Source organism: Paraburkholderia sp. CNPSo 3281 (genome assembly GCF_024206515.1).
In the GTDB taxonomy this organism is placed as follows: domain Bacteria; phylum Pseudomonadota; class Gammaproteobacteria; order Burkholderiales; family Burkholderiaceae; genus Paraburkholderia; species Paraburkholderia nodosa.
This window is the reverse complement of the sequence record NZ_JAMBPS010000011.1, coordinates 1-25,376: the sequence shown is the minus strand read 5'-3', so window position 1 is coordinate 25,376 and position 25,376 is coordinate 1. Positions and strand designations below refer to the sequence as shown.

21 protein-coding genes are annotated in these 25,376 nt (G+C 59.9%); 16 read left to right on the top strand and 5 right to left on the bottom strand.

Annotated features, from left to right (window positions below; translation table 11 throughout):
* Positions 1-3 precede the first annotated feature (3 nt).
* The 9 genes from M3I56_RS41360 (at position 4) to M3I56_RS14200 (ending at position 11,434) form a co-directional block, all read left to right on the top strand.
* Complete coding sequence (locus M3I56_RS41360) at positions 4-870, top strand: xanthine dehydrogenase family protein subunit M (protein ID WP_254354497.1); 867 nt, start codon at positions 4-6, stop codon at positions 868-870.
* Between the two features lie 7 nt (positions 871-877).
* Complete coding sequence (locus M3I56_RS14235; protein ID WP_254354496.1) at positions 878-3,823, top strand: molybdopterin-dependent oxidoreductase; 2,946 nt, start codon at positions 878-880, stop codon at positions 3,821-3,823.
* Between the two features lie 4 nt (positions 3,824-3,827).
* Positions 3,828-5,075 (top strand): CaiB/BaiF CoA-transferase family protein, encoded by a 1,248-nt coding sequence (locus tag M3I56_RS14230; protein WP_254354495.1) that lies wholly within the window; start codon positions 3,828-3,830, stop codon positions 5,073-5,075.
* Positions 5,076-5,089: 14 nt separating this feature from the next.
* Complete coding sequence (locus tag M3I56_RS14225; RefSeq protein WP_254354494.1) at positions 5,090-6,655, top strand: alpha/beta fold hydrolase; 1,566 nt, start codon at positions 5,090-5,092, stop codon at positions 6,653-6,655.
* Positions 6,643-7,296, top strand: a complete 654-nt coding sequence (locus M3I56_RS14220; RefSeq protein WP_254354493.1) for an SRPBCC family protein — start codon at positions 6,643-6,645, stop codon at positions 7,294-7,296. The genes M3I56_RS14225 and M3I56_RS14220 overlap by 13 nt, the downstream gene beginning before the upstream one ends.
* 149 nt (positions 7,297-7,445) lie before the next feature.
* Positions 7,446-8,732, top strand: a complete 1,287-nt coding sequence (locus tag M3I56_RS14215) for an MFS transporter (RefSeq protein ID WP_254354492.1) — start codon at positions 7,446-7,448, stop codon at positions 8,730-8,732.
* Positions 8,733-8,796: 64 nt separating this feature from the next.
* Complete coding sequence (locus tag M3I56_RS14210) at positions 8,797-9,942, top strand: porin (protein ID WP_254354491.1); 1,146 nt, start codon at positions 8,797-8,799, stop codon at positions 9,940-9,942.
* 27 nt (positions 9,943-9,969) lie between these two features.
* Entirely contained in the window at positions 9,970-10,353 is a 384-nt protein-coding gene (locus tag M3I56_RS14205; RefSeq protein WP_254354490.1) for a BON domain-containing protein, read from the top strand.
* Positions 10,354-10,402: 49 nt separating this feature from the next.
* The gene (locus tag M3I56_RS14200) at positions 10,403-11,434 is read left to right on the top strand and encodes an XdhC family protein (protein WP_254354489.1); all 1,032 of its coding nucleotides are present in this window, start codon (positions 10,403-10,405) and stop codon (positions 11,432-11,434) included.
* A gap of 12 nt (positions 11,435-11,446) precedes the next feature.
* Here M3I56_RS14200 and M3I56_RS14195 read toward each other — a convergent pair whose 3' ends face one another.
* The gene (locus M3I56_RS14195) at positions 11,447-12,082 is read right to left on the bottom strand and encodes a TetR/AcrR family transcriptional regulator (RefSeq protein WP_254354488.1); all 636 of its coding nucleotides are present in this window, start codon (positions 12,080-12,082) and stop codon (positions 11,447-11,449) included.
* A gap of 94 nt (positions 12,083-12,176) precedes the next feature.
* Between M3I56_RS14195 and M3I56_RS14190 the strand changes: the two genes are divergently transcribed.
* The 3 genes from M3I56_RS14190 (at position 12,177) to M3I56_RS14180 (ending at position 14,384) form a co-directional block, all read left to right on the top strand.
* On the top strand, positions 12,177-12,950 hold the full coding sequence (locus tag M3I56_RS14190; RefSeq protein ID WP_254354487.1) for an SDR family oxidoreductase: 774 nt from the start codon (positions 12,177-12,179) through the stop codon (positions 12,948-12,950).
* A gap of 159 nt (positions 12,951-13,109) precedes the next feature.
* Entirely contained in the window at positions 13,110-13,460 is a 351-nt protein-coding gene (locus M3I56_RS14185) for a hypothetical protein (RefSeq protein ID WP_254354486.1), read from the top strand.
* A gap of 399 nt (positions 13,461-13,859) precedes the next feature.
* On the top strand, positions 13,860-14,384 hold the full coding sequence (locus M3I56_RS14180; protein ID WP_375541725.1) for a DUF3734 domain-containing protein: 525 nt from the start codon (positions 13,860-13,862) through the stop codon (positions 14,382-14,384).
* A 554-nt stretch (positions 14,385-14,938) separates the two neighbouring features.
* Here the strand turns inward: M3I56_RS14180 and M3I56_RS14175 are convergent.
* The gene (locus tag M3I56_RS14175; RefSeq protein WP_254354485.1) at positions 14,939-15,688 is read right to left on the bottom strand and encodes an SDR family oxidoreductase; all 750 of its coding nucleotides are present in this window, start codon (positions 15,686-15,688) and stop codon (positions 14,939-14,941) included.
* Between the two features lie 80 nt (positions 15,689-15,768).
* Between M3I56_RS14175 and M3I56_RS14170 the strand changes: the two genes are divergently transcribed.
* Positions 15,769-16,341: a TetR/AcrR family transcriptional regulator gene (locus tag M3I56_RS14170; RefSeq protein WP_254354484.1), complete on the top strand. Its 573-nt coding sequence runs from the start codon at positions 15,769-15,771 to the stop codon at positions 16,339-16,341.
* A 96-nt stretch (positions 16,342-16,437) separates the two neighbouring features.
* On the opposite strand, the gene M3I56_RS14165 is transcribed toward M3I56_RS14170, so the two are convergent.
* Entirely contained in the window at positions 16,438-16,860 is a 423-nt protein-coding gene (locus M3I56_RS14165; protein WP_254354483.1) for a hypothetical protein, read from the bottom strand.
* Positions 16,861-16,898: 38 nt separating this feature from the next.
* Positions 16,899-17,681 carry a hypothetical protein gene (locus tag M3I56_RS14160; RefSeq protein ID WP_254354482.1) on the bottom strand — a complete coding sequence of 261 codons (783 nt, stop codon included), beginning with the start codon at positions 17,679-17,681 and terminating at the stop codon, positions 16,899-16,901.
* A gap of 730 nt (positions 17,682-18,411) precedes the next feature.
* On the opposite strand from M3I56_RS14160, the gene M3I56_RS41635 reads away from it, so the two are divergent.
* Positions 18,412-18,804: an efflux RND transporter permease subunit gene (locus M3I56_RS41635; protein ID WP_375541726.1), complete on the top strand. Its 393-nt coding sequence runs from the start codon at positions 18,412-18,414 to the stop codon at positions 18,802-18,804.
* 327 nt (positions 18,805-19,131) lie between these two features.
* Here the strand turns inward: M3I56_RS41635 and M3I56_RS14155 are convergent, their stop codons facing one another.
* Complete coding sequence (locus M3I56_RS14155) at positions 19,132-20,220, bottom strand: hypothetical protein (protein WP_254354481.1); 1,089 nt, start codon at positions 20,218-20,220, stop codon at positions 19,132-19,134.
* A 1,609-nt stretch (positions 20,221-21,829) separates the two neighbouring features.
* Here M3I56_RS14155 and M3I56_RS14150 point away from each other — a divergent pair.
* Both M3I56_RS14150 and M3I56_RS14145 read left to right on the top strand, forming a co-directional pair.
* A complete protein-coding gene (locus M3I56_RS14150) occupies positions 21,830-23,623 on the top strand; it encodes a radical SAM protein (protein ID WP_254354480.1) in 1,794 nt (597 codons plus the stop codon).
* An 838-nt stretch (positions 23,624-24,461) separates the two neighbouring features.
* Positions 24,462-25,376 (top strand): tartrate dehydrogenase (locus tag M3I56_RS14145; protein ID WP_254354479.1); only part of this gene is annotated, 915 nt, incomplete at its 3' end.

Below are 25,376 nucleotides of genomic sequence, written 5' to 3'. Positions count from 1 at the left end.
GAAGTGAAATCAGCACCCTTTACCTGGCACCGCCCGGAAAGCGTGGCGCGTGCTGTCGAGCTACTTGCCACGCTGGACAACGCACGCCTCATCGCTGGCGGGCAGACGCTGATGCCGATGCTGGCCATGCGTTACGCGTATGTGGACCATCTGATCGACTTGAACGCGATACCCGGCCTCAACGAGATAGCGTTGGAAGGCGGCGAGGTCTGCATCGGCGCACTGGTTCGCCAGCGGGATATCGAGCACTCTCCTCTGATTCATCAATACGCACCGCTGATGGTCGAGGCGTATCGATTGGTCGGTCATATTCAGACGCGAAATCGGGGCACTTTTGTCGGAAGCGTTTGCAACCTCGACCCGGCCTCGGAGCAGCCCGCACTCGCCGAAATCTTCAATGCGACCATCGTCGCTGTGGGACCCCGCGGAGAGCGGCGTATCCCATTTCATGAGTTCGCGTGCGGCTTCATGACGACTTCGATCGAATCGGACGAAATGGTGACGCAAATTCGCCTTCGCATCTGGAACGAGCCGCACGGATATGCGTTCGAGGAATTCGCGCGCAGGCATGGGGACTTCGCAATCGTCGGCGCCGCGGCCATGGTGTCCGTCGACGCAAATCGCGCTATCGGCCGTGCTGACGTCGTCCTGTGCGGGATGGGCGGCAAACCTTGTCGTCTGCAGCTTGACGACGTCCTCCAGGGGCTGCAGCCCAGCGACGGTCTCGCAAAGGTAGCAGCCAGCAGAGCAAGCTGGATTGATGCCATTGGCGACACGAGTGCCAGTGGCGCATATCGGAAACGCCTCGCGTGCACCGTGACCGAGCGTGCGCTTGGGCGCGCGTTCGCTCGCGCATTGAACGCAAGCTGAGGGAATCATGGATCAGAGAATCGAATTCGTAGAACAGCGAAGGATTGCCTTCGAACTGAACGGACAGGCAATGACCTGCGACATCGACCCCAGAGTGACGCTCGGCGATTTTCTTCGTCACGAGCTTGGCAAGACAGGCACGCATTATGGCTGTGAGCATGGTGTTTGCGGGGCATGCACGGTACTGGTGGATGGACGGTCCATGCGCTCATGTCTTCAGCTTTGTGGTCAGGTCGACGGGCGGAAGGTCACAACCGTAGAGGGGCTGACGAATACTGACGGCTCGCTCGGCATCCTGCAGCAGGCGTTTCAGGATCGCCATGCGTTGCAGTGCGGATACTGCACACCAGGCATGTTGACCACGCTCACGGAGTTTCTGGAGGCCAACCCCGACCCGTCCGAGGCGGAAGTTCGCGATGCGATCAGCGGGAACATCTGTCGCTGCACAGGCTATCAGGCCATTGTCGAAGCGGCGCTGCTCGCGGCCGCCCGAATGCGCGGCGAGCCCGATCGCGTTTTCGGACTGGTTACCGCACACTCAAAAAACAGCGATTCCCCTTTGGATTCGGCCGTAGGCGCGCGATATGTCGGCAAACCGGTCAAGCGCACGGAAGACCCCGCGCTGCTCAAGGGCGAGGGGCAATTCGTCGACGATATCCACCTTGCTGGAACGTTGCACTGCTGTTTCGTGCGATCGTCGCACGCGCACGCCCGCATCCGGCACGTCGATACGCAAGCAGCAAAGGCTGTACCGGGCGTACAGCATGTCTGGACATCCGCCGACCTGGATGAAGCGCTTCGGCGGCCATTGCCTGTCCTCGCTCCCACTCACATGCTCAATGAGCCGCGCATGTGGTCGCCGCTGGCTGCGGACGAGGTGTGCTACGTCGGCGAGGCGGTTGCTGTTGTCCTCGCCGAAAGCCGGTACATCGCGGAAGACGCCGCTAACCTGGTGCAGATCGATTTCGAGGTGCTGCCTGTTGCCGGCGACATCAGGAAGATATTCGACCCGGATGCGCCGCGGGCTCACAGCGACGTTCCGACAAACCTCCTGCTCGACATGCCGTTTGCGTTTGGCGAAGTTGACTCGGCCTTTGCGAGCGCAGCGCACGTGGTCAAGCGTGAGATATTGCATCATCGCGGAACGGCGCACCCGATGGAGTGCCGCGCGACCCTCGCGCGGCTCGATGGCGGCACCGGCGATCTGACCGTCTGGAATTCAGGCCAGGCGCCGCACCTCGAAAGACGTCTTCTCGCGCAAGCGCTCCGCTACGACGAAGCGAAGATCCGGGTCATCATGCCGGACGTCGGAGGGGCTTTCGGTCCCAAGGGTATCGCCTATCCGGAAGAGTTCGTCGTGGCCTCCGCGGCACTCAGGCTAGGTGTGCCGGTCAAGTGGACCGAAGATCGGCGCGAGCACTTCCTGTGCATTACCCAGGAGCGCGATCAACTGTGGGATCTCGAGATGGCGCTCGACAAGGACGGAAAGATCCTCGGCGTGCGCGGCTCCGTGGTCCACGATAACGGTGCGTACGTGCCGTGGGGCATTGTCGTGCCGATCATCGCGGTGACCTCGTCGCTGGGTCCGTATGTCGTCCCGGCATTCGACGTGAAGCTGAAAGTCGCGTGCACGAACATGGTGCCGACCACGCCGGTGCGTGGCGCGGGACGGCCTAAAGCGGTATTCGCGATGGAGCGGATGCTCGATGCGGCAGCCGACCAGCTCGGCCTCACCCGCCTGGAAATTCGACGCCGCAATTTCGTGCAGCCGGAACAGCTGCCGTACAAAACCGGCCTGATATTCCGCGACGGTTCGCAGATGGTGTATGACTCCGGAGACTATCCGGAGACTCAGGAAAAGGCGGTCGAGCTTGCCGGTCTGGACGCGTTTCGCGCCCGTCAGGAGGACGCGCGCACGCAGCAACGGTATCTCGGGATCGGCTTTGCCAACTACGTCGAAGGTTGCGGTCTCGGTCCTTATGAAGGGGCGGAAGTCACGCTGCAAAACGACGGACGCATACATCTGGACGTCGGTGGCGCCGGCGCGCAGGGGCAAGGAATGAAAACCATCTTTGCCCAGATAGCGGCCGATCAGCTCGGTGTCGGGATGGATGCCATCACGGTAGTCGTCGGCGATACGGCCAAGCTTGCAATGGGCATCGGGACATTCGCGAGCCGGATCACCGTCAACGCCGGAAATGCCGTTCATATCGCATGCGGCAAGCTCGCCGGAAAAATCAGGGCGCTGGCTGCGAACGCCCTTCGCGTTCCGCTGGATCAGATCGAGATCGCGCGTGGCGTCGTACGCGTGCGAGGTCAGCCAGAAAGGGCGTTGCCGCTCGGGAAAATCGCTCAAATGTCTTACGGGATACCTGGGTTCACGCTTCCTGACGGGCTGGATGCAGGCATGACCGTCACGCATTATTTCTCCCCGAAAGCCAGTGTCTACGCCAACGGAACGGCGTTCGCGGAAGTCGAGGTGGATATCGGGACTGGCTACGTGAAGGTCCTGTGTTATGGCGTTGCGCACGATTGCGGGAACGTGATCAATCCGATGCTCGTCGAGGGGCAAGTGATTGGCGCGATTTCCCATGGGATCGGCAATACGCTGCTCGAGCGCCACGCCTACGACGAGAATGCCCAGCCGCTCGCGACGAATTTCGCCGAGTTTCCGCTGCCAGGCGCGCTCGACATGCCATCCCGCATCGCGATGGCGCATCTCGTTTCCCCCTCGCCGAACAACCCTCTTGGCGTCAAAGGCGCCGGGGAGAGCGGGACGATTCCTGCATCCGCCGCGATTGTCAGTGCCATTGAGGATGCGCTGAGCCATTGGTCTATCCGTTTCGACGAAACTCCCGTGCTGCCTGAAATGATCTTTGATCGTCTGCATGCCGCCGGCGCCTACAGCGACGTCGCCCCCCGACACACCTCGAACGAAGAATTTGCAGGATAACGAAATGGACTCTGGAAAAACTGGTCCGCTGAGCGGAGTGAGGGTTCTGGACCTCACGCAGTTCCTGTCGGGACCTTTCGGAACGCAAATCCTCGGTGACCTCGGTGCTGAGATCATCAAGATCGAGCCGCCGGCGGGCGAACTTTCACGCGGCGTGCCTCCCCATTTCGTAGAGGGGGACAGCGCCTACTATCTCGCGGTCAATCGCAACAAGAAGAGTGTTGTCATTGACCTCAAGACGGAGAGGGGAGCGGAACTCGTTCGGGAGCTGGCGGCGCATTCAGATGTCCTCGTTGAGAACAATCGCCCCGGTGTGATGGAGCGGCTCGGGCTCGGTCAAGCGGAGCTTCGCGCGCGCAATCCGCGACTCGTCTATTGCAGTATCAGCGGCTTCGGACAGACCGGCCCGGACAGGGATCTTCCCGCTTACGACATGATCGTGCAGGCGATGTCGGGGGGCATGAGTCTGACCGGAGAGCCCGGGCGGGCGCCCGTTCGCGCTGGCATTCCGATCGGCGACCTTGCGGCCGGCATGTATGGCGTAATGGGCATACTGGCTGCGCTGGTCGAGCGCCAAACTACCGGCGAAGGACGGTTCGTTGATGTATCGATGCTCGATGCGCAAATCGCGATGCTTTGTTATCAGGGCGCCTATTACCTGCTGTCGGGCGAAGTGCCGGAACCACAGGGACGAGGCCACGATTCGATACCGACTTACCGCGCGTTCGAATGTGGCGACGGCGTTTCACTGGTCGTGACCGCCAACACCGAACGTATGTGGGCCGACCTGTGCAAGGCAGTCGGTTTGCCTCACCTTGTGCACGACCCGAGATTCAAGGATCCGGCCGAACGCCTGGCAAACAAGGTGGCGCTATGGGAAACACTGGAGGCGCGCTTCCGGTCCGAACCAGCGCAGAGTTGGCTCGATTCGCTGAATTCGGCCTCGATTCCGGCCGCTCTGGTCAAGACAGTGGATAAAGCACTGAACGCCTCTCAGGTCGCGCACAGAGACATGCTCATCGAGCTTCGCAGTCGAGCGGGATCTCATGTGCGCGTGCCCGGCAATCCAATCAAGCTTGATACATCAGGGCCTGTCGGTGCGAGTTACCCACCCCATCTAGGGGAGCATACGAACGACGTGCTTGGAGAGTACATCGGCCTGGATATCGAAGAACTGAGGACACTTCAGAACCAGGGGGTCGTTCGGCAGTTTGTACCGGGCATGCCATCACCCGGCGTGAAATCGCGATGAACGTGGAGATCGGAATGCATGAAAAGCTTCTGCTGAAGATGAAGGGTCATGTTCTGCATATCGCCCTGAACAGCGCTGACGGCAGGAACGAACTGGATGATGCAATGTTGCGAGCGCTCACAGAGGTGATCAGCGATCCTCCCGAGAGCACCGTGGCAATCGTGTTGTCCGGAGAGGGCGAGAACTTCTGCACAGGCCGGGCCGCATCGCCACCGCCGGCACTTTCCCCAATGGAAGATCCACGCCCAGCAATCAAGGAGCGCGGGGCGGCGCCCATTCTCGCGCTCTATGAGGCAATCCGTTCGAGTGCGGTACCGGTTGCCTGTTTCGTCAAAGGGCTCGCTTCGGGTATGGGTTGCGCAATCGTTGCAGCGTGCGACTATGCAGTCGCCGACGTGCGTAGCCAGTTCGAAGCCAACGAACTGGAGAAGCAGTTTGCGCCTGCACTGCTGATGTCCGTGCTCATCGCGCGTATCCATGTGAAGGCGATTTCGCGTCTGGTTTTGACGGGCCGGCCCATCGACGCGACGACCGCTCTGGAGTATGGGCTTATCGGCGACATAGTCGCTCCCTGGGAACTGGACAAGGCGCAGGACGAGTTCATTGCTTTCATGAACAGCCGGGCTCCGCAGGCATTACGTGGAGTCAAGACCTTCCTGCGCGAATCGGCCGGTCCGCATTCGCCCAAGCTTGCCACGCTTGCCGCCGACGTTCTGGCGGAATCGATTGCGGCTCGCCTCGACGTGACAGCGCCGTTCGTGCCGTCCCACGACAAGCGGTTTCTGAGCGTCGACGGCGAGCGCATTGCCTATATCGACATCGGTAGCGGGCCTGCGGTCGTTTTGCTCCATAGTCTCGGCACATCGAGCGCGCTGTGGGACGATATTCTGCTCGCACTCACCGCGAAATATAGAGTGGTAGCAATAGATGCACGAGGTCATGGCGACTCGACGAAGCGAAGCGCGTGGAATGCAGACGCTGTTGCCAACGACGTCGTCGCAGTGGCGGAGGCCATTGGTCTCGATTGTTTTGGCCTGGTGGGCATCTCGATGGGGGGACTGACTGCGGTACGCGTTGCCTCGAAGTTGGGTCGACGCGTTGCTGTCATGGTCTTGTCGAGCGCTTACGCAGGCGTTTCAGGACCCGCGATGGAAAAGCGGCTCGCCGCAGCCGAAGGGATGTTGAAAAAACTGCCTATGCATCTCTTTGCGCGCATGTACGTGGAGCAGACCCTCCACAGGAACACCGCGTATCCGAAGCGGGAGCGACTTGCCCAGCAGATTGCGGCGATGGCTTCAACGGATTACCTGGAAATATTGCGCGCCATTTCCACGGATGACGTGTCCGGTCTTTTGCGCAACATCGAGGTGCCGACGCTCGTGCTGAACGCCGAACTCGACATGAGCATACCCAGAGCCGTATCGGCGAAGTTGGCACAAGGAATCCCGGGCGCGAAGGAGCGAACGCTGGGCGCTGCCGCGCACCTCGCATGTGTTGATACGCCCGAAGCGTACGCGGAAGTTTTATTAGACCTGTTCGAGAAATACACGGATGAAGGTGGGGAAGTATGGAAATCGTAAATCGCTTTGCAGTCGACTCGACTATCGAGAACGCCTGGAACGCACTACTCGACGTCCCGCTGGTGGTGTCCTGCTTTCCCGGTGCGACGCTCACGGACACACTCGGCAAAGATTCGTACAAGGGGTTGATTCGCGTCAAGCTGGGTCCAATCGCGATGGAATTCGCCGGTACCGTCAAATTGAGCGCCCCGGTGGCAGACGCGTATACGGCGAGCGTCGAAGCTACATGGCAGGAGACCAAAAACCGGGGATCGGCCAATACGGTGACCACGTTCTCTCTAGCGCGCCTCAGTGAAGCCGCCGGCACTCAGGTTGACGTTCGCACCAGCGTGCAGATGGCGGGGCAGGTGGCGCAGTATGGCCGCGGAGTTGGAATCATCAACGCCGTTTCGGAACAGATGGTCCGTCAATTCGCGGCTAATTTGCTGGAGAAACTTGCGGACCGGCAGGCTGAAACAGGGGTGCCCTTGGTCGGCACAGACGCGTTCGCTTCAACATCCACTGGAGAAAGAGAACCCGTCGCGGCAACGCGCCGTGACAACGCTGCGGGCTCAACGAACGAGATTTCCGTGCTTGGTTTGTTGTGGAAAACGATGGTTTCGAAGTGCAGGCAGTGGTTTGCCAGACCGCGTTCGTCATAGCTCTCTTCGTTGAGGTTTCTGTTCAGTTTGGTCAGGTCGGCAAACGGCAGCAGCTTCTACTGAGCCTTGTCATGCCCGACACGCGATGCCATCGAATTGATGGAAAGTGTTTGTCAAATCGTAAGTAGTACAAATCAGGAGACGGGAAGATGGAAACGAAATCGACTCTTTTTGAGTCGACGGACCACGGGAGCAACGTCAGTGTTTCTGTCGTGGGCAAGGCCGCCTGGATTGTGCTTGCGTCCGCGTTTGTGGGGTGGATGTTCGACGCGATGGATCTCTACCTGTTCACCATGATCATGGTTCCGGCCCTTCACGACCTGCTCGGGGCCTCACAGGGCAGCGTCATGCGGATCGGAGGGTTCATTGTCGGCGCGAAGCTGCTTTGCTGGGGCATCGGCGGGATTCTGTTCGGTATCGTGGCAGACCGGTTTGGGCGAGCCCGAGTGATGCTCGGCACGATGTTGATCTACTCGGTATTCACGGCCGCCGGTGCCTTCGCGCGGGACTGGCATCAGCTCCTTGTGTTTCAGATGCTGGCGGGCTTTGGCATCGGAGGAGAGTGGGCCGCCGGCGCCGCGCTAGTCGTGGAGACCTGGCCGGAAAAACACAGGGCGAAGGCCATTCAGGTGATGCAGGTTGCCAATGTGGCAGGGCTGGTTGCGGCCTCCGCGCTTGCGATCCTGCTTTCAGGCGCTGGATGGCGTTGGGTGCTTGGCGTGGGGGCGGCACCGGCAGTCGCGAGCCTTGGCCTACGGTTCATCACCCCGGAATCGGCGCGTTGGGAGCAGTCACGTGCGGCCGCAATGCGTCATGCGGGTCCGAAAATGGGCTCGATATCGGAGATATTTGGCAGCCAGTTGCGCCGTCGAACCATAGTTGGAACGCTCATTGCCTCGGCAATGATGATTGGTGGCTGGGGCGCATCCATCCTCTTCCCCACATTGCTGAGAGAGTTCTTCCCATCCGCCGGCAACGCGGAATTCACGAGACAGACGGGCATCGCTTTCATGGCGACCAACGCCGGCGCGGTACTTGGATACGCCTCGATTCTGCTCCTCGTCAGTCTGATACCGCGTGTTTCCAGACGGATCGTCTACGCGGTGTTTTGCGCTGGCGCCTGGATTGCAGTCGTTGCCCTTTTTGGAGGGTCGAAAACACTGGGGACGTTTTATTTCGCGATGCTTGGATTCGGGTTTTTCGCAATGGGCGGATTTGGGATCGTCGCTCTGTACCTGACTGAGCTTTTTCCGCTCCATGTTCGCGCCACAGGACAAGGCTTCGCCTGGAATATGGCACGTCTCTTTACCGCGCTTGGACCGTTGGTCGTGTCGTTTGCGTCGGAAAGTCTGGGATTCCGTGTGGTGGGAATCACTCTCGCAACCGTTTTCGGAATGGGATTGGCCGCTGTATTTTTTGGGCCAGAAACTGGCTGAAAAGACCACGCGGAAGTTCGAAGCGTGGCACGCATCCGCCAAAAAATATGACATTGGAGACAACATGAAATCGAAAGTGATCGTTGCCTCGACGCTCTCTGCGTGGACGGTCGCGGCACACGCGCAATCGTCGGTGACGCTGTATGGCGCCGTCGACACGGGATTGCTGTATCAAAGCGCGAATGCGCCGAATTTCCAGTCGAAGGTGAATCTCGGGCACGCGTACGAACTCAAGGACGCAGGGATTTTCACCAGTTTCTGGGGGCTCAAGGGCGTTGAAGACATTGGCGGTGGTTACAAGGTCAACTTCAGGCTCCAGGGAGCATTCACCAGTACCAGCGGGAAGTTCGGGCTGTCCGACACACCGGGCTCCAGCGCAATCTTCAACCAGCAAGCGACGTTAGGCATCTCTGGTCCTTTCGGCTCGCTCGACGCGGGCCGTCAGTTTGTGCCAATGATATTTGCGATGGCCGACACCGACGTACGGGGTGCGCAATTCTTCGGCAGTATCCTCACCGCATGGCTTGGCATGAATCAGGCCGCAGGCTGGCAGGGCACCAGTACAAACGGAGCGATCGGTGCGCTGTACGACTCCAACGCGATTGTTTACCAGTCGCCGAAGTTTCACGGCATATCGCTGGGACTCGAATATGCGCCGGGCGGCGTCGCCGGTCAATTCCAGGGTGGCACGCGCGAGTCCGCAGTGCTCAGGTATTCGAACTACGGCCTGAACCTCTCGGCTGTTTACTACAACGGCCACGACAGCAATCCCTTCACGACGACAGCCACGGGCGCGATCATCACGGCACCGTCCACGGGACGCGATAACAATCGATTTTACTATTTCGGCGCGATGTACACGTTCCACGACTTGTCAGTATCGACGTCATACAGCATCGGCAAGGATCCGGCGAACAGCGGTCAGGCCGACATCGAGATGATTTCCGGGGGGCTCGGCTACAGGTTCACTTCTGCTCTCAAGGTCACCTCGGGCTTCTATTACCTGAAGGATCGCAACGTGGCATCCAGTCAATCGGATTTATACGCGGTGGGTGCTGAATACGGCTTGTCCAGGGCCACCATCGCCTACGTACAGGTTGGCCATGTCAATAACCGGGGCAAGATGAGCCAGACAATCGCCTATGCCGCGCCGGTTCCTGAGGGCACCTCTAGCACCGCCGCGATGATAGGCATTCGGCACACCTTCTGATCCCACCGTGGCTGAGCGGAGCATTCAATGAAGACAAGCAGAGCACTGGTAATCGCTGTCGGGTTACTGGTTGGATCAACCTCCATTCACGTCTGGGCGCAGGCCAGCGAGAGCGAAGTGCACACCGTGTCGAAAGGCACAGCGACCGAAGCCTCCGGCAGCATGACGCAGACGAGTAGCCGGAAGGACAATTTTGCGCTGCGCCGCAAGGTCTACGCGGCGATCGCGCAGCACAAGGAGATCAACGCGGGCACCATCAGCGTGGTGGTGAAGCGCGGCGCGGTGGCGCTCGACGGGACGGTGGTTGATGCCTCACAAATCGGTGAGATGACGGAGATCGCGCAAGGCGTTCCTGGCGTGAGGTCCGTGACCAACAGGCTGACGGTCAAGACGCCGTTCGGCAGTCAGTAGGTGCATGTGCATGACGCAACTTGACTGCGTACCGAAGGAGAATGTGAGCATGAACAGTGTCGATTTCGAGGTGCTGGAAGCTACGATGCGCTGGCTTGATGCAGGCCACCGAATGCTGCTCGTGACGGTGGTGAAGACTTGGGGCTCGGCGCCTCGCCCGGAGGGGGCGATGCTTGTCCTGCGCGACGACGGTTACGTGGTGGGCTCCATTTCGGGCGGCTGCATCGAAGATGATCTCATCGACCGTGTGCGTCGATACGGCGTCGCGCAAAGGACGCCGGAAGTGGTCGAATATGGCATTAGCACCGAGGAGGCGCGTCGGTTCGGGTTGCCTTGCGGCGGCACGATGCAACTCGTGCTTGAGCCGATTATCCGGCAAAGCGGTATTCCGGCCCTGCACGAAGCGCTCAGTCGCGGCGAACTGGTAGCGCGCACGCTAGACATGACAACGGGTGCAGTCACACTTGGGCCAGCGAGGACGACTGAAGGTGTGTACTTCAACGAGACACGTCTGACGACGATTCACGGGCCCCGTTACCGTATGCTCGTTATTGGCGCGGGACAGCTATCGCGCTACTTATGCCAGGTTGCGACAGGGCTCGACTATCAGGTGGTGGTGTGCGACCCACGCGAAGAGTACGTGCACACATGGGATGTGCCCGGCACGACGCTCGTGCGCACAATGCCCGACGATACCGTCCTGGCTATGAGACCCGACGAACGCACTGCAATCATTACACTCACGCACGATCCTAAACTCGATGATCTCGCACTGATGGAAGCGCTGAAGACACCCGCGTTTTATGTCGGCGCGCTTGGCTCGCGACGCAATAACGCTGTGCGGCGAGAGCGGCTTAGAGAATTCGATCTGAGCGACGCACAACTTGCACGGCTACGCGGTCCGGCCGGTATCTATATCGGTAGCCGTACGCCGCCCGAAATCGCGGTATCGATTCTCGCGGAAGTGACGGCCGCGAAGAATAGTGTGTGGCTACCGGCAATCGTCCGGGTCGAGCGTGGGAAGACGGCAAAGGAAATCACGAATGGCACACCGATAAGTGCGCTGGATCGTGTTTGGTGAAAGCGGGTTCTCTCACGAAACCGCGTTCTGGCGATGAACTGCACGCGAAGGCCATGCAGACATCGCAATATCAGCCAGCCGCTTCAGCGTATCCCTGCATGCCCCATCACAGGCTTGCGCCGACATGCCTTGCACCACTGCGCCATAAAAGCGTGCGAGCGCTTCGGTGTCGGTATCCGGGGCAAGCTCGCCCTCGGCGACGGCACGGTCGAAGCGTGCCTTGAGGGTCTGCAGCCCAAGCTCCCGTCGCGCGGAGACCAGCTGGGCGACAGACTCGCTCTTTTCGGCATGTTGGAGAACGGCAGTCGAAACCATGCAGCCGCGCGGCCTTCCCGGGTCGCTAAAGCGTTCCGCAGCGTCGTGCAGATAGAACGCTATCGCATCGCGCGCCGGCAGCTTTCCGCCTAGCGCTTCCAGCGCTGCCTTGTTTTCACGCTCGCTGACATGGTCGAGCGCCTGTCTGTAAAGGTCCTCCTTCGAGCCGTACGTTGCGTAGAGGGACGGCGGCGGGATGCCCATGGCCTCGGTCAGATCGGCGATCGAGGTGCCCTCGTATCCACGCTCCCAGAACAGCCGCGCGGCGACATCGAGTCCCACGTCGCGGTCCAGCAACCTCGGCCTGCCACGTTTCCGGGCGGGTTCGCTCATTTTTATATCGATTCCTATAAAATTCGTTGACAAGGGTCTTTTGACCTTAATATTATAGCGATCACTACTAATTCAGTCATGAAAGGAGTGGTCGATGTCTGCAAAACTTTCAAACAAGGTGGCCCTTATTACTGGAGGCTCGCGTGGCATCGGCCGTGCTGTAGCACTGGCCTTTGCGAGAGAAGGGGCTGCGCTCGTCGGCGTGCACTACGGCGCCAATCAGGATGCGGCTAACGCCACCATCCGCGAAATCGAAGCTCTCGGATCGAAAGCCGTCGCTATCGAAGCGGACCTGAGTCGCGGGAAGGAAGCAACGGACAGTCTCTGGGAACAGTTCAAGGCAGCTGCGATCGCCGCCACGGGCGAGCCGCGGCTGGACATTCTCGTCAACAATGCTGGCGTGGCACCGGCCATCCCCCTGTCTCAGACGAGTGAGTCCGTATTCGACGAGGTCCTGACGATCAACTTCAAGGCACCATTCTTCCTGATTCAGGCTATTGCAGATCACATCCGCGACAATGGACGAATTATCAACGTTTCGACGGGCTTTACGCGTGTCGCGGCTCCAACGCATCCCGCCTACGCCGCATCGAAAGGTGCCATTGAAACGCTGACGCTGGCGCTGGCCCCTGAGTTCGGCGCTCGCGGCATCACGGTGAATGCGGTCATGCCGGGTGTGACGGAGACCGACATGAATGCGGCGTGGATCAACGTACCGGAGGCACGTGCTGGCGCAGAGGCCATGTCGGTGTTTTCACGAGTGGGCCAGCCTGTCGATGTGGCTGACGTCGTCACCTTCCTCGCATCGAATGAGGCACGCTGGACGACGGGGCAGGTGATCGACGCGACGGGCGGTGCCCGGCTCTAAGCATTGCGTTCCCCTCGACAGGGCATCTGAGCGCAAGGATGCCGCGCGCCTGCTGACAAACGCCGCGCCCCCTCGACAGGCCTTCCGCACGAAGGCCCTTGTCAGGCGATGCCAGGATCGCCGAAGATCGGGGATCCGCCCATTCTTCCCGGGGACGACATGCATCCATTCGCGGATTCCGCCAATCCACCGCTCCATGATGGCGTCTTTGCACTCTGGGATCGGCTGGCCGAGTTCTCCGCAGGCGAAGGCGATGCCGCGCTGACCCATTTGCTCACCACGCTCTGTGCGATGGTCTCGGCACAGAATGCGCTTTGGGCCGTAGTCGTGCGATTGCCTTCGCCCGCGCCACAGGATCCTTTGTTCGGCTGGCGTCCACGTCTGGTTCGGCTCCTGCATCCGGTACCCGCGATGGTCGCTTCCGTGCAGGAGCAGTTCGACACACTCTGGTCTGGCAACGTCGACTCGTCACATGTCGTGGCCGCGTCGTTTCGGGCTTCTCACAATTGATGAGGAATCCGACGCAACTGAATGGGGGCTAGGACATGAGATTCCAGATCCATACCACAATCGTTTTAGCCTGCTGTACATTCGCGGCGATTGTGGCTGCAGGGAGTCAAGAATGCGTTGCAGCTTCCGACGAAGCCGAATTCGAGCTTGGTGACTCAAGGGACGTGCCCAATCCAGGAGCTACGCCGTTCTCACGCTTCTTCCCTTTGCATGCGCCGTCGGATGCGGGGGCGCCCTAACCACCCCTGGAAATTGCGCTTTGCCTCCCGGACCTGTATTGCTCACTCCAACACGGGTAGCGCAGCGTCGTTGGACGCAATATCTGGAGAAACTCAAGCGCGTGCTGGCGCAATCAATGAAATAGGCAGGCCGCGCCAGGCTCCCATTTCGAGGGCGTCGTTGATTGGCCCGTATCCGGTCCGTAGTGCCGGAAAAAACACAAAGACCCAAGGTAAAAAGCCGCGGGTCCTTCTTCTTTATGGCCAGGACTGCGCCGATCGTCAGAAGCATGCGCGTTTCATCAAGGAGTTGCTCCCGCACGTGCCGGCCGAACTGCGCAGGACCGATCCGCTCTTTCGTCTCGCTGAAGAAGCGGCCGATGGCAGCGCGATCAATGTGGTGCACCTCATCTATAAAAGCAGGCCTTATGAGGGGCATTGCAAGGATTACGAGTTCCGTGTCGACACGATGCAGGAGCACTGGCGAAGCGGTCTCGAAGACATGCGCGATTCATTTTCCCGTCGGGATTGGTTCGATGTGCCGAGCCGCGAACAGGTTTTCGTGACTCACGACGTGCATCGCCGACCTCGCTCCGTGCCGGAGTCTGACCGTGATGCGATCGCATTGCCCACCGCGCTACGTGCGCGATTCACCATGGAGCCTCGCGGGCGCCATCGGGCTACATTGTCCGCAGCTTCGCATTGATTGTACTGGCCGCCTGCCCATCGATCATATGCGCCTGCCTTGCGCAGACCTCAGCAAGTTGGCATTTGTTTGAACGGTCGGGATCGGTAATAACAATCGTCGGCCTTCTGTTGGCGTCGCGCCACTATCTTCTTCTGGCTCTCGCTGTAGTAGATCCGGCGTCTCTGTTTCATTTGCAACACTCCCGCTGCTCACGCAGCGTTCATTGCGTTGCATCGACCGGTTGAATCCGCGTTGCCAATGCGATCATCCGTACTGGCCACAGCAAGCTGTAAAGTACAGTGCGGTACCTTGGGCTCGAAGTTGACGATACCTGGAGATCTCCGAGCAGACCGAAATCTGGCGGGACCGGCGCATGCCGCACGGACTGGGTGCGAGTTCGTGCGGCAGCTTTTGGGCGCTCCTCCAGCCGCGCGAAACCGGCCAGGAGTTGACTATCGTCATCCTGGTTAGAGCGTCCGCAGGAAGCAGACAAACGGACGTATATACCGTCGCTCAGCCGCTGCGGAAATCGGTGTATGTCTGGCGAGAGCGACGCAACGGTGCATTGGCGCTCAAACCGCGAGTGATCCACCGTCCACGAACAGTTCGACGCCCGCGATGTAGTTGCTTTCGTTTGATGCCAGGAAAAGCACGGCACGCGCGACCTCATCCGGCTGCCCCAGGCGCCCCATCGGCACAAGTTGCTTCAACACATCTTCGACTCCCGGACGTGCGTCGAGGTAACTACGCATCGGGCGTGTCTCGGTACCGCTCGGCGAGACCACATTTACGCGGATGCCTCGCTCCTTCAGGTCGCTCGTCCAGCTTCGTGCGAACGAGCGCACCGCGGCTTTGCTCGCGTTGTAAAGCGACTGGCCCGGAAAGCCTTTGCTGCCCGCAACCGAGCCGTTAAGGACGACAACGCCGCCAGACGACAGCAGTGGCAAGGCTTTCTGCACGGTGAAAAGCACACCACGCACGTTCAGGCCGAAGAGATGGTCGAAGCTGTCCTCATCGATCATTCCCAGCGGTCGCGGCTCGCTTTCAGAGACGCCAGCGTTTGCAAAAACGACATCGAGCTTGCCATAGTCGCGCCGGATGCGCTCGTAGAGCCGGTCAATGTCGGCGAGGTTACTGGCGTCCCCCTGAACGCCAACGGCGCCGTTGCCGATTTCCCTCACTGCTTCGTCAAGTCGATCCTGCCTGCGACCCGTAACATAGACCCGCGCACCTTCGTTTGCGAACAGCCGGGCAGTTGCCAAGCCTATGCCTTCAGTGCCGCCGGTGATCGCCACAATCTTGTTTTCGAATCGCTTTGCCATATCTACCTCTGCTTAAGTGGAGTATTGCTCCACTTAGTATATGGAGGCATCATCCACTTTTCAAGAGAAATCACGGCAAAATGAAGAGCAAGCTTTCCGCGACCGACGAAGCGCCGCTGCGTGCGGACGCAGCCCGCAACCGGGAACGCATCCTCGAAGCGGCGGAAGAAGTGTTTCTCGAACGTGGCGCTGAGGCTTCGCTCGACGATATAGCCAAGCGTGCCCAGGTAGGTATCGGCACGCTCTATCGTCGCTTCCCGACGCGCGATGCGCTCCTCGCGGCGACGAGCGATGAGCGCCTCCTGTCACTCGCCGAGGCGAGCCGTGCACGGGATGAAAAGCTCGAGCCGAGCGCTGCCATACGCGCCTTCGTCAAGGAACTCGTGAACCACGCGAGTCACTATCGCGGGCTCGCGGCGTTGCTGGGAACGGTACTCCAGGAAGACACGCCTGGCTGTCACGCGGGACGTGAAGAGGGACACCGACTGCTCCAGCGTGCCCAGAAGACGGGGGCTGTTCGCAAGGACGTCTCTTTCGACGATCTCGTCTGTATGGTCACGGCGATCTCTCTTGCCATCGAGCAAGGCGGCTCGTCGAAATCGCGCGTTGCCCATCTGGTGGACCTCTTCTTCGACGGCATTGGTCATACCTAAGCGGTGTGAAAGCTCACGCGGCGCGCACCCAGTTCGGTCAGACGAACCTCAAGGGGCACGCGCCCCTCCAGCAGGGGGCGTGACCCCGCCTGCGTGTCACGAGGCCTTGCCGGCGAGCTTGTCGAACGTGTCTAGGAGGTTGTTCATTGCGGCGGTGCAGTCAGCCTGCGTCGGGTGGTCGGCGCGTAGCGCTTCGAGGGCGCGGTCGATCGCCTTGTCGAGCCCATGCCAGTCGTTCGCCGCACGCGGTTTCAGGCCGGCTTCCGCCTCGTCCCAGGCAACCTCGAGATCCTTGATGCGTGTCTTGCCTCCTGCGAGGTCGCCCTTCGCGACGAAACCGGACACGTCGGCGGCAATCGTGCGGAACTGGGACAGGTCGCCGAGCTTCGATGCACTCGTGGGCGAGCCACTTTGTGCGGTGGCGCTGCCAGCCTGTTTCGAGCAGCCGGCTGCGAGGCCGAGTGCAGCGCAAACGGAAACGGCAACGAACAAGCGCGAAAGCGTAGTCGGATGGCGCATGAAAGATCCTCGATTCGATGATGAAGTAAAGGTGACGGTCATTCGGTGACCCCGACGCGCGTGCGGCGACTGGCGCCGAACTGTGCGACGGCGACGAGCACAACGATCACGGTGAGGAACAGCAGACTCGTCGACGCGGCGCCCAGGCCGAATCCGCCGTAGCTGCGCGACTGCGTGAGCAGGTCGCCGAGTGATGCGCCGAACGGACGCGTCAGCACGTACGCGATCCAGAACGTCAGGACCGCGTTTACGCCCGATCGCCATGTGAGACAGGTGGCTGCAAGCAGGGCGCCGAAGCACACAGCGCCGAGCGAGAAGCCGAGACCGAGCGCTTCGGTCGCGAGATCACCGGCGGCAGTGCCGAGCGCGAACGTGCAGAGGATCGCGGCCCAGTAGAACAACTCGCGACGTGGGGTGTCGATGGCGCCGATCGATAAGGTGCCCTCGACGCGATACCAGATCGCGAAAAACGCCGCGAGCATAACGGCGAAGACCCCCGTGGTGATATACAGGCTGACCCCGAGGCCGTCGGTAAGCAGATCGGTGATTTGTGTCCCCACGATGCTCACAAGCACGACTGTGAGCCAGTAGATCCATGGCGTGTACTTGCGTGTGCGCATCTGCAGGATGAGCGCGATCGCAAGCAGCGACATCATCAGCCCGCGCGTTGCGCCCTGGCCCCATCCCACGTCGACTGCGAGAAAGTCGGCGCCGGTTTCGCCGACTGTGGTCGACATGATCTTGATGATCCAGAACGCGAGGGTAATCTCGGGAACCTTGTTGAGCCGGCGTGTGGCCGGTCGATCGGCAGCGTAGGACATGCGGACGACTCCTGGGAAATCGGGTGACGAATACGCAGGCTAATTGCTCAGACTTAGCAGAACCTTATCTGGGCGCTCGGACGATTAAATTTGCCAACGCACTCGATCCTAAGGAAGCGGTTAATTCGTGCGGCGCTACCCGTCGCCACTCGGGTTTTCGATCCTGGTACCCGAGGGATGGGCCGTCGCGAAGCAACAGGCTCAGTCACGTTTTCGGACAAGTACTACACAGTTGCGATCGCGGTATCGCAGCGATCGCAGCCCCCGACCCTCAACGACATCAAGGCCGGCGAAATCAATCAATTGCTCCAGACAGGCAACGTCATCCGTGTGAACTCTGTCAAGGCCGTACGCTTAGCCGTCCGGCAGCGCGTTCGTCGTGTCACACGCGACGGATGCGCATGACCTGGCAGATGGACCATGGCCGTGTGCATGGGCCGAACGCCGAAGCGCGGCTGACCAGAGCCGCGTCCGGTCTGGACGCGAGTTCCGCGGAGCAGCGGTAATGGCGCGCTGGCTAAGGCTCATCCTCTCCGGGCATCCGGGACGATTGCTTCGGTGCGCTGATCGGTCTGGCGCTGACGGTCGGCCTGCTCACCACGCTCGACGGATTGGTTGTGTCATCATCGCGACCGTCAGTTCTCCCACGGGTAGGCTGGACGGGGCGCACCGGTCGCGGACGGTGTAGTCCACCGACCAGCTTTCCAACGCATCTACGTTCGATGATTGGATCATCGCCTGGCGCGATGATTCACCTGCGTACGTTCGCGATGTCGGTCGCGCGATCGTCGTCGCTATCCACAAGGCGCCGGGCGCCAATGTGACGGCCGCCGTTGATGCGGTCGTGGCACTGCTGCCGTCACTCGAAAGCAGCTTGCCCAAGACGATTTCGGTCGAGGTGGAGAGCGACCGTGCGCAGACCATCCGTGCTTCGGTCGCCGACGTTCAGTTGAGCGTCCCCCGTAGTTCGCCGCAATCGTCGGCGTCATACGGGAGTTGCCCCGTGAGACGGTCGTCCGTCTACCGGCTATTTTCATGCAGAACGCGTAGCTCCCGATTGGAGGGTGCGTCACGTCCGGGCTCATTTGGAATCCCGGCTCCTCAACTACCCGTTTCCGGATGATTGAATGGTGTCTTTGCGTTTGCCGGCGGCGGCCTCGCGCAGCCGCCGCACTTCATCACGACTCCCTTGTTGAGGCATTATCGCTGCGCCGCGCTCGGACATAGCCGATTCCCCACTGATGCAGCCGCACGTCATCAAATCTGATAGCGGTTTGAAACTAGGCTGCGTTAGCATCTGCGCCATGAAACTTGTCGACGGGCGGTTGTTGGCTGTATCGGGTCGGGCTGCCTGGGACCGTCGCGACGTTGGCGAAGCACTTGCCGGATGACGCAATCGCCGCGAAACGGCTTGCTGCGATCACGTCATCCGGCAATCAATGCGCGGCCGTTATTGCTGGGCGCCTGTCGATACAAAGACCATGCCGTGCGGACTGGCCAAATTGGTTACCAGCGGCAGAAGTGCACCGCTGCGCAAATCAAGTTGGCCAACATAAGCCGGCACTGCCGGCGTGCTACCCGTAGCGGCCACACCCGTTGAGGCGGAGAACGCTGCGTCACGCTGCCAGACATTGGCGCTAATCTTGTACACCGTGTTGGCTTTCGTATCGGATACCAGCAGGTAGCCCCGTTGCGCAGTGGCGAATACCGTGTCATCAACCTGCACGTTGCCGAGAAGTGGCAGATATTGCACGCGCGGCTCATCGCCCGACGAGCGCAACAGGACAAGCTGGCCATCTCCCTGATCATCGAGCAGTACATCTCCCGACGGCGTTAGCGTCATTGAATCCGGATCGGTCAGGTTGAGGGTCGCCACCGTGCCAAACGGAATGTTGCTGGCGTCGAGCGAGCCGCTCATCACCGGCGTAACGTCGATCCTGTAGCTGTTTGCATCAAGGTGCACGACGCGGACGATCGCGGGCCCCGTATTCTTGCCGCTAGCGTTAAGGGTGGGATTGGACGCACTGAAGTAGGCCTGCCCGTCCTTGAACACGATGTCGTCATAGCCGCCGCCGTGCAGCGTTTTGGCGAAGGAATACGGCTTGGATGCCTGGCCGGTCGCGGGATTGATGATGACGAGGTTCGGATTCGCATCCTCGTTCTGCATCGCCCAGATCTCGCGCGTGTACGGGTTGACCTTCAGGCCATCGTTGTGTCCCGCGACTTGATACGACTTCACGACGCTGCCGTCCAGCGTGTATTCGACAATCACGCTCATCGCGCCATTCGTGCCATCCGGTGCGCCGGTGTTTGCATAGCCGACCCAAACGTGATCATCAAGCACGGCAAGTGAGTCCGGTGCGCTCATCAGGCCGCCGGAACCCGTCGCGAACACGGCCAGGCTGAAGCCCGGAGTGACTATCGGCTTTGCCGAGGTCTGCGCGTCGGCGGCACCAGCCGCGAAGCAGAGTGCGGTGAACACCAGCGCGGTGCTGCTGAAAATGCGGCTTGCTGCGTAAAGAGGTTGAATGCTTCGCATGTTCATCTCCTGAAGCGGGTATGCGGGCAGAAAAGTCGGGGCGCCGTCGTTTCCGAGGCGACCGGTAAGAAACCGAAATAGATGGAAACATGGGGACGTGACTTGACCGTGACGATGCATGAGACGCCGGCCGATATCGCATCAGGTGCCGGCGAGGGAACGATTTCCAACCGGTTCGACCGCGGCCTGGACCCTCGGTCCCCGGTTCAACCGCCTTGTGCGCATCGTCGACCCCACTATGGTCGTTCGATTCCGCACACCCCAAACCGAACCTTTCGAATGCACTTCGGCCGCCAATTCCGATAAGCCCCAGAGGCTCCAGACGCATAGTTGGACCTCTTTGTAGATTTCCGATGCGATCGCGATGGCTCTGTCAAGTTGACTGGCGAAAACTACATGTGTTGCGCAAATAGTAGTTATCCTTACTAGATAATTTGATCGATTGCAGCAGTGACAGTCCAGCCATCCTCCGCCCGACAGGCCACGTCGGCTGGCGAGCGTGACATGGGAATCCAATCCCTCATTGACGCTTTGAACGCACGCGCGTGGAAAATTTGCCACACTTCTACACGAATGTCGTTACGGTCCGGGGTTGTTCAAAGACCGCAAGCAGGGCTTCTGTGCATGCTATTCAACTCAAATGGGGGCAGACATGGCTTCCGGCAAGTACCGTGGTGTCAACAGAACAAGCCAAACGTATTCCTGCTTCTGTAACAAGGCGCTGCCCAGTATGCGAATCGCCGCATCGGCGCCGACCTCGCGCGGCGAGGATTTCTGATCGGCATGGGGGCGACCATGCCCTGTACAGGTTGTTCACCAGGTGAAGGCGAATGCCGCGATAGCCTGCAGTGCACTCTCGCCATCGTCGCTGCCTGGGTAGCGGCACCGATCAGCTGACAGCGGGACGAATGCGATCGTCGCGTGAAAGCCCGTTGTGTGACTTGAGCCGACGTTTGAATCTCGGTCAAAATCTCCTGGTGAGCGACAGGAGGTGGCCGCACTGCGTCCCACGACCGAGCACGCCCGGCGTCCCGGATGCGTGTCTCATGCAAAGGGCATGGATCGACCCGTTGGTACCGGTCGATCCGGTGTTCCCTCAACGGCAATTTTATAAGGTGCAACGGCCGTTCGCGTGGTCCGATTAGCGGGGGGGCTTGTTCGGACGATTCCGTCCGCCAGGCAAAATATAGGTATCTCGCGGGTCCGGACGCCAAAGCCGATGATACGAGGCGCCGAGTGTTCAAGCTGCTCGAGGATCGCATGCAAACGCTGCGTCCTTTCGCCGTTGCCAATCCTGACGAAGAGGAGTCTGCTGATCCTGAACTTGACGCCGCTGACCCATTGAAGGGATTCGGTAAGCCAGAACAACGAAAACGTGTCGAGCAAGCTACGGAAAACCAGTCATTGCCCACTACACTCAATTCAGGTGGAACCCATGCCGTCTCCTCGCCGATTTGCGCCTGGCGGCCGCGGAATTGTAAACACAGCAGGGGGCCAGGCGGGTAGGATGCGCGTTGTTGTACTGCCAGTTCACCATCCAACTCCAGTTTTCGGAAGACGGACGACCTTCACGGTTTTGTGACTTCCAGACAGGGCTACAGGGCAGACCATGGACACGATGCACTCGATTTCTGACGGTCTCCGATTCTCTCTCGTCCTCATCAAGCCGACCCATTACGACGACGACGGCTACCCGATCCAGTGGCTCCGCTCGGTCATGCCTTCCAATACACTCGCCTGTATGTATGCGCTCGCTGATGACGCGCGAAAGCGAAACCTGCTGGGCGCTGGCGTCCATTTCGAGATCGAAACATGCGACGAAACCAACCAGCGGGTGTGGCCGGAGCGCATCATTCGTGACCTGAAGGCAATGGGCGGGAGATCGATGATTGGCTTGGTCGGTGTCCAGTCGAACCAGTACCCACGCGCACTCGACCTCGCCCGCCAGTTCCGTGCCGCAGGCTTGCCGGTTGCGATCGGTGGCTTCCACGTTTCTGGCTGCATCTCCATGCTGCCCGAGATGCCCGCTGATCTTAAGGAAGCGCAAGCAATGGGTGTGGCGCTCTTCGCTGGGGAGGCCGAGGAGCGGCGTCTTGATGAGGTCCTTCTCGACGCGTGGAATGGTGCAATGAAGCCCTTGTATAATTTCATGGACACGTTACCTTCGCTCGAAGGTGCTCCCCAGCCCTTCTTGCCGCGCAAGCATATCGAACGCACGGCAGGTACCTATACATCGGTTGACCTCGGCCGTGGTTGCCCGTATCAGTGCTCGTTTTGTACCATCATCAACGTGCAGGGGCACAAGAGTCGCTTTCGCACTCCCGACGATCTCGAAAAGATCATCCGCGAGAACGCAACGCAGGGCATCGACCGGTTCTTCGTCACGGATGATAATTTCGCCCGCAACCACGACTGGGAAATCCTTCTCGACCGCGTCATCGAACTTCGGGAAAAGGAAGGCATTCACTGTGGCTTCACGATCCAGGTCGACACGCTCTGTCACAAGATTCCAAACTTCATCGAGAAAGCAACGCGCGCGGGTGTGCGTCGGGTGTTCATCGGGCTTGAGAATATCAATCCCGAGAATCTGATCGCGGCCAAGAAGCGGCAGAACAAGATCACTGAATACCGCGCCATGCTGCAGAAGTGGCGCGCCCACGGCGCGATTACCTACGCTGGCTATATCATCGGATTCCCGGCGGACACGAAAGAATCGATCCTGCGCGATATCGAGATCATCAAGCGTGAATTGCCAATCGACATTCTCGAATTCTTCATGCTCACCCCGCTTCCGGGCTCCGAGGATCATCAGACGATGGTAAGGAACGCTGAATGGATGGACCCGGACATCAACAAATACGACACCAACCACCGGGTCACGCACCACCCGAAAATGTCGGACGCTGAATGGGAAGAAGCGTATCGGTGCGCCTGGAGCGCGTTTTACTCGTACGAGCACATCCGTACGATCGTCAAGCGGGCAGCGCAGATCCCGAACGGCCGACCGAAGACAATCATGCGCACAATCGCCTGGTTCAGACTGATGATCGAACACGAGGGTGTGCATCCGCTCGAAGGGGGAGCCCTGCGAATGAAACACCGACGTGACCGACGTTGGGGGCTACCGGTCGAATCGCCGCTTCGCTTCTATCCGCGCTACTGGAGTGAGACCGCTGTCAAGTTGACAAAATATCTGCGCTTCTACCTCAGGACAGAGGCGACCCTCAGGGAAGTCATGAAGGCACCGGAGCGTTACGCCTACACGGATATTGCCATCACGCCGCTGCAGGAAGAGGAGTTCGAGCAGCTTGGACTCTTTCACGCCACGAGCGGCGGCGAGGCAGCGCTGGCTGTCCACCACCGGCGTATTGCCATCCGGTCATCGGGCCCGTCTGCAGCCTGATATCGTTGACAATGTCATCCAGTTTTCCTGGGCATCTACCTATTTTCTGGTCTGGCAGGCTGTTGAAAATAGCTCCCGCCGTCGTCATCGGAGCGGGGGCGGTAAACGTTGAACCAGAGAAACGGAAAGTACTGTGATCGAAACGATGCGCTGAGCAGATGGCTTCCCCGAGGCGATGGCATCAATTCGACATGAACCAGACCTACGCGGTGGCTCTTTGGAAAAGCGTGCCGCGCATCGGGGATGTGTCTTTCAACAGCCTGCCAGGTCACCGACAGTCGATAGCTTCAGCCACTATTGCACGTGCGTCGGAATGCGGACGTCTCTGGTGCGTTGCAAGCAGCCGTTGACATGTGCAGGATGCGACCGACGCCTTCGGGCCGAGAGTACGTATTCGACCGCAGTGAGAACTGCCATTCATGGTCGTGCGGGTGCTGATGGCTGAACGGCAGGGTTAGGACTCCTTGCTAAATATTATCCATTAAAGCTTCGTCGGTATTGATATACGGCGCTGATGCACGCTTGACACTTAATGTCGCAACGTTGGCAGATTCAATGTGCTCTACGTCTGCGTCGGAAAGCCTGCGCCTTCAGCGGAACGGGGCGAGGGGCGATCCAGGCGGATTTTCACGAGCTGAAGTTTACAATTAGAATCGACGACTTGTGATAAGAATACTTATCCTAATGTTAATAAAAACCCACACCTCCCGCCCAATTATTCACACCCCGTGTTCAACGGCTCAACGCTGCGGGGGCTAATTTCCAGCGCGCATTAAGGCATCCTTGCATCTATCGAGCGCGCACCCATTCAGGCGCGCCGCGCAACGGAGAACGAGACATGAGCAAGACATTCAAAATCGCCGCCATTGCCGGCGACGGTATCGGCCAGGAAGTGATGCCCGAGGGTGTGTGCGTCGTCGAGGCGGCGGCCGCGAAGTTCGGCCTGAACCTCGAAATCACCCATTTCGACTGGGCAAGCTGCGACTACTACCTGCAGCACGGCAAGATGATGCCCGACGACTGGTTCGCCACGCTCAAGGGTTTTGACGCGATCTATTTCGGCGCGGTCGGCTGGCCCGACAAGGTGCCCGATCACATTTCGCTGTGGGGCTCGCTCCTGAAATTCCGCCGCGAGTTCGACCAGTACGTGAACCTGCGTCCGGTGCGTCTGCTGCCCGGCGTGCCGTGTCCGCTCGCCAACCGCAAGCCCGGCGACATCGACTTTCTCGTGGTGCGCGAGAACACCGAGGGCGAGTACAGCTCGGTGGGCGGCAGGATGTTCGAAGGCACCGAGCGCGAGTTCGTGCTGCAGGAATCGGTGTTCACGCGCCACGGCGTCGACCGCATTCTCAAGTACGCGTTCGAACTCGCGAACCAGCGCGGCCGCAAGACACTCACGGCGGCCACGAAGTCCAACGGCATTTCGATCAGCATGCCGTACTGGGACGAGCGCGTGGCCGCGATGGCCGAGGCGTATCCCGGCGTGAAGTGGGACAAGCAGCACATCGATATTCTGTGCGCGCGTTTCGTGCTGCAGCCGGACCGCTTCGACGTGGTCGTCGCGTCGAACCTGTTCGGCGACATTCTTTCGGATCTCGGCCCCGCATGCACGGGCACGATCGGTCTGGCGGCTTCGGCGAACCTGAATCCCGAGCGCAAGTTTCCGTCGCTGTTCGAGCCTGTGCACGGCTCGGCGCCCGACATCTTCGGCAAGCAGATCGCCAACCCCATCGCGATGATCTGGTCGGGCGCG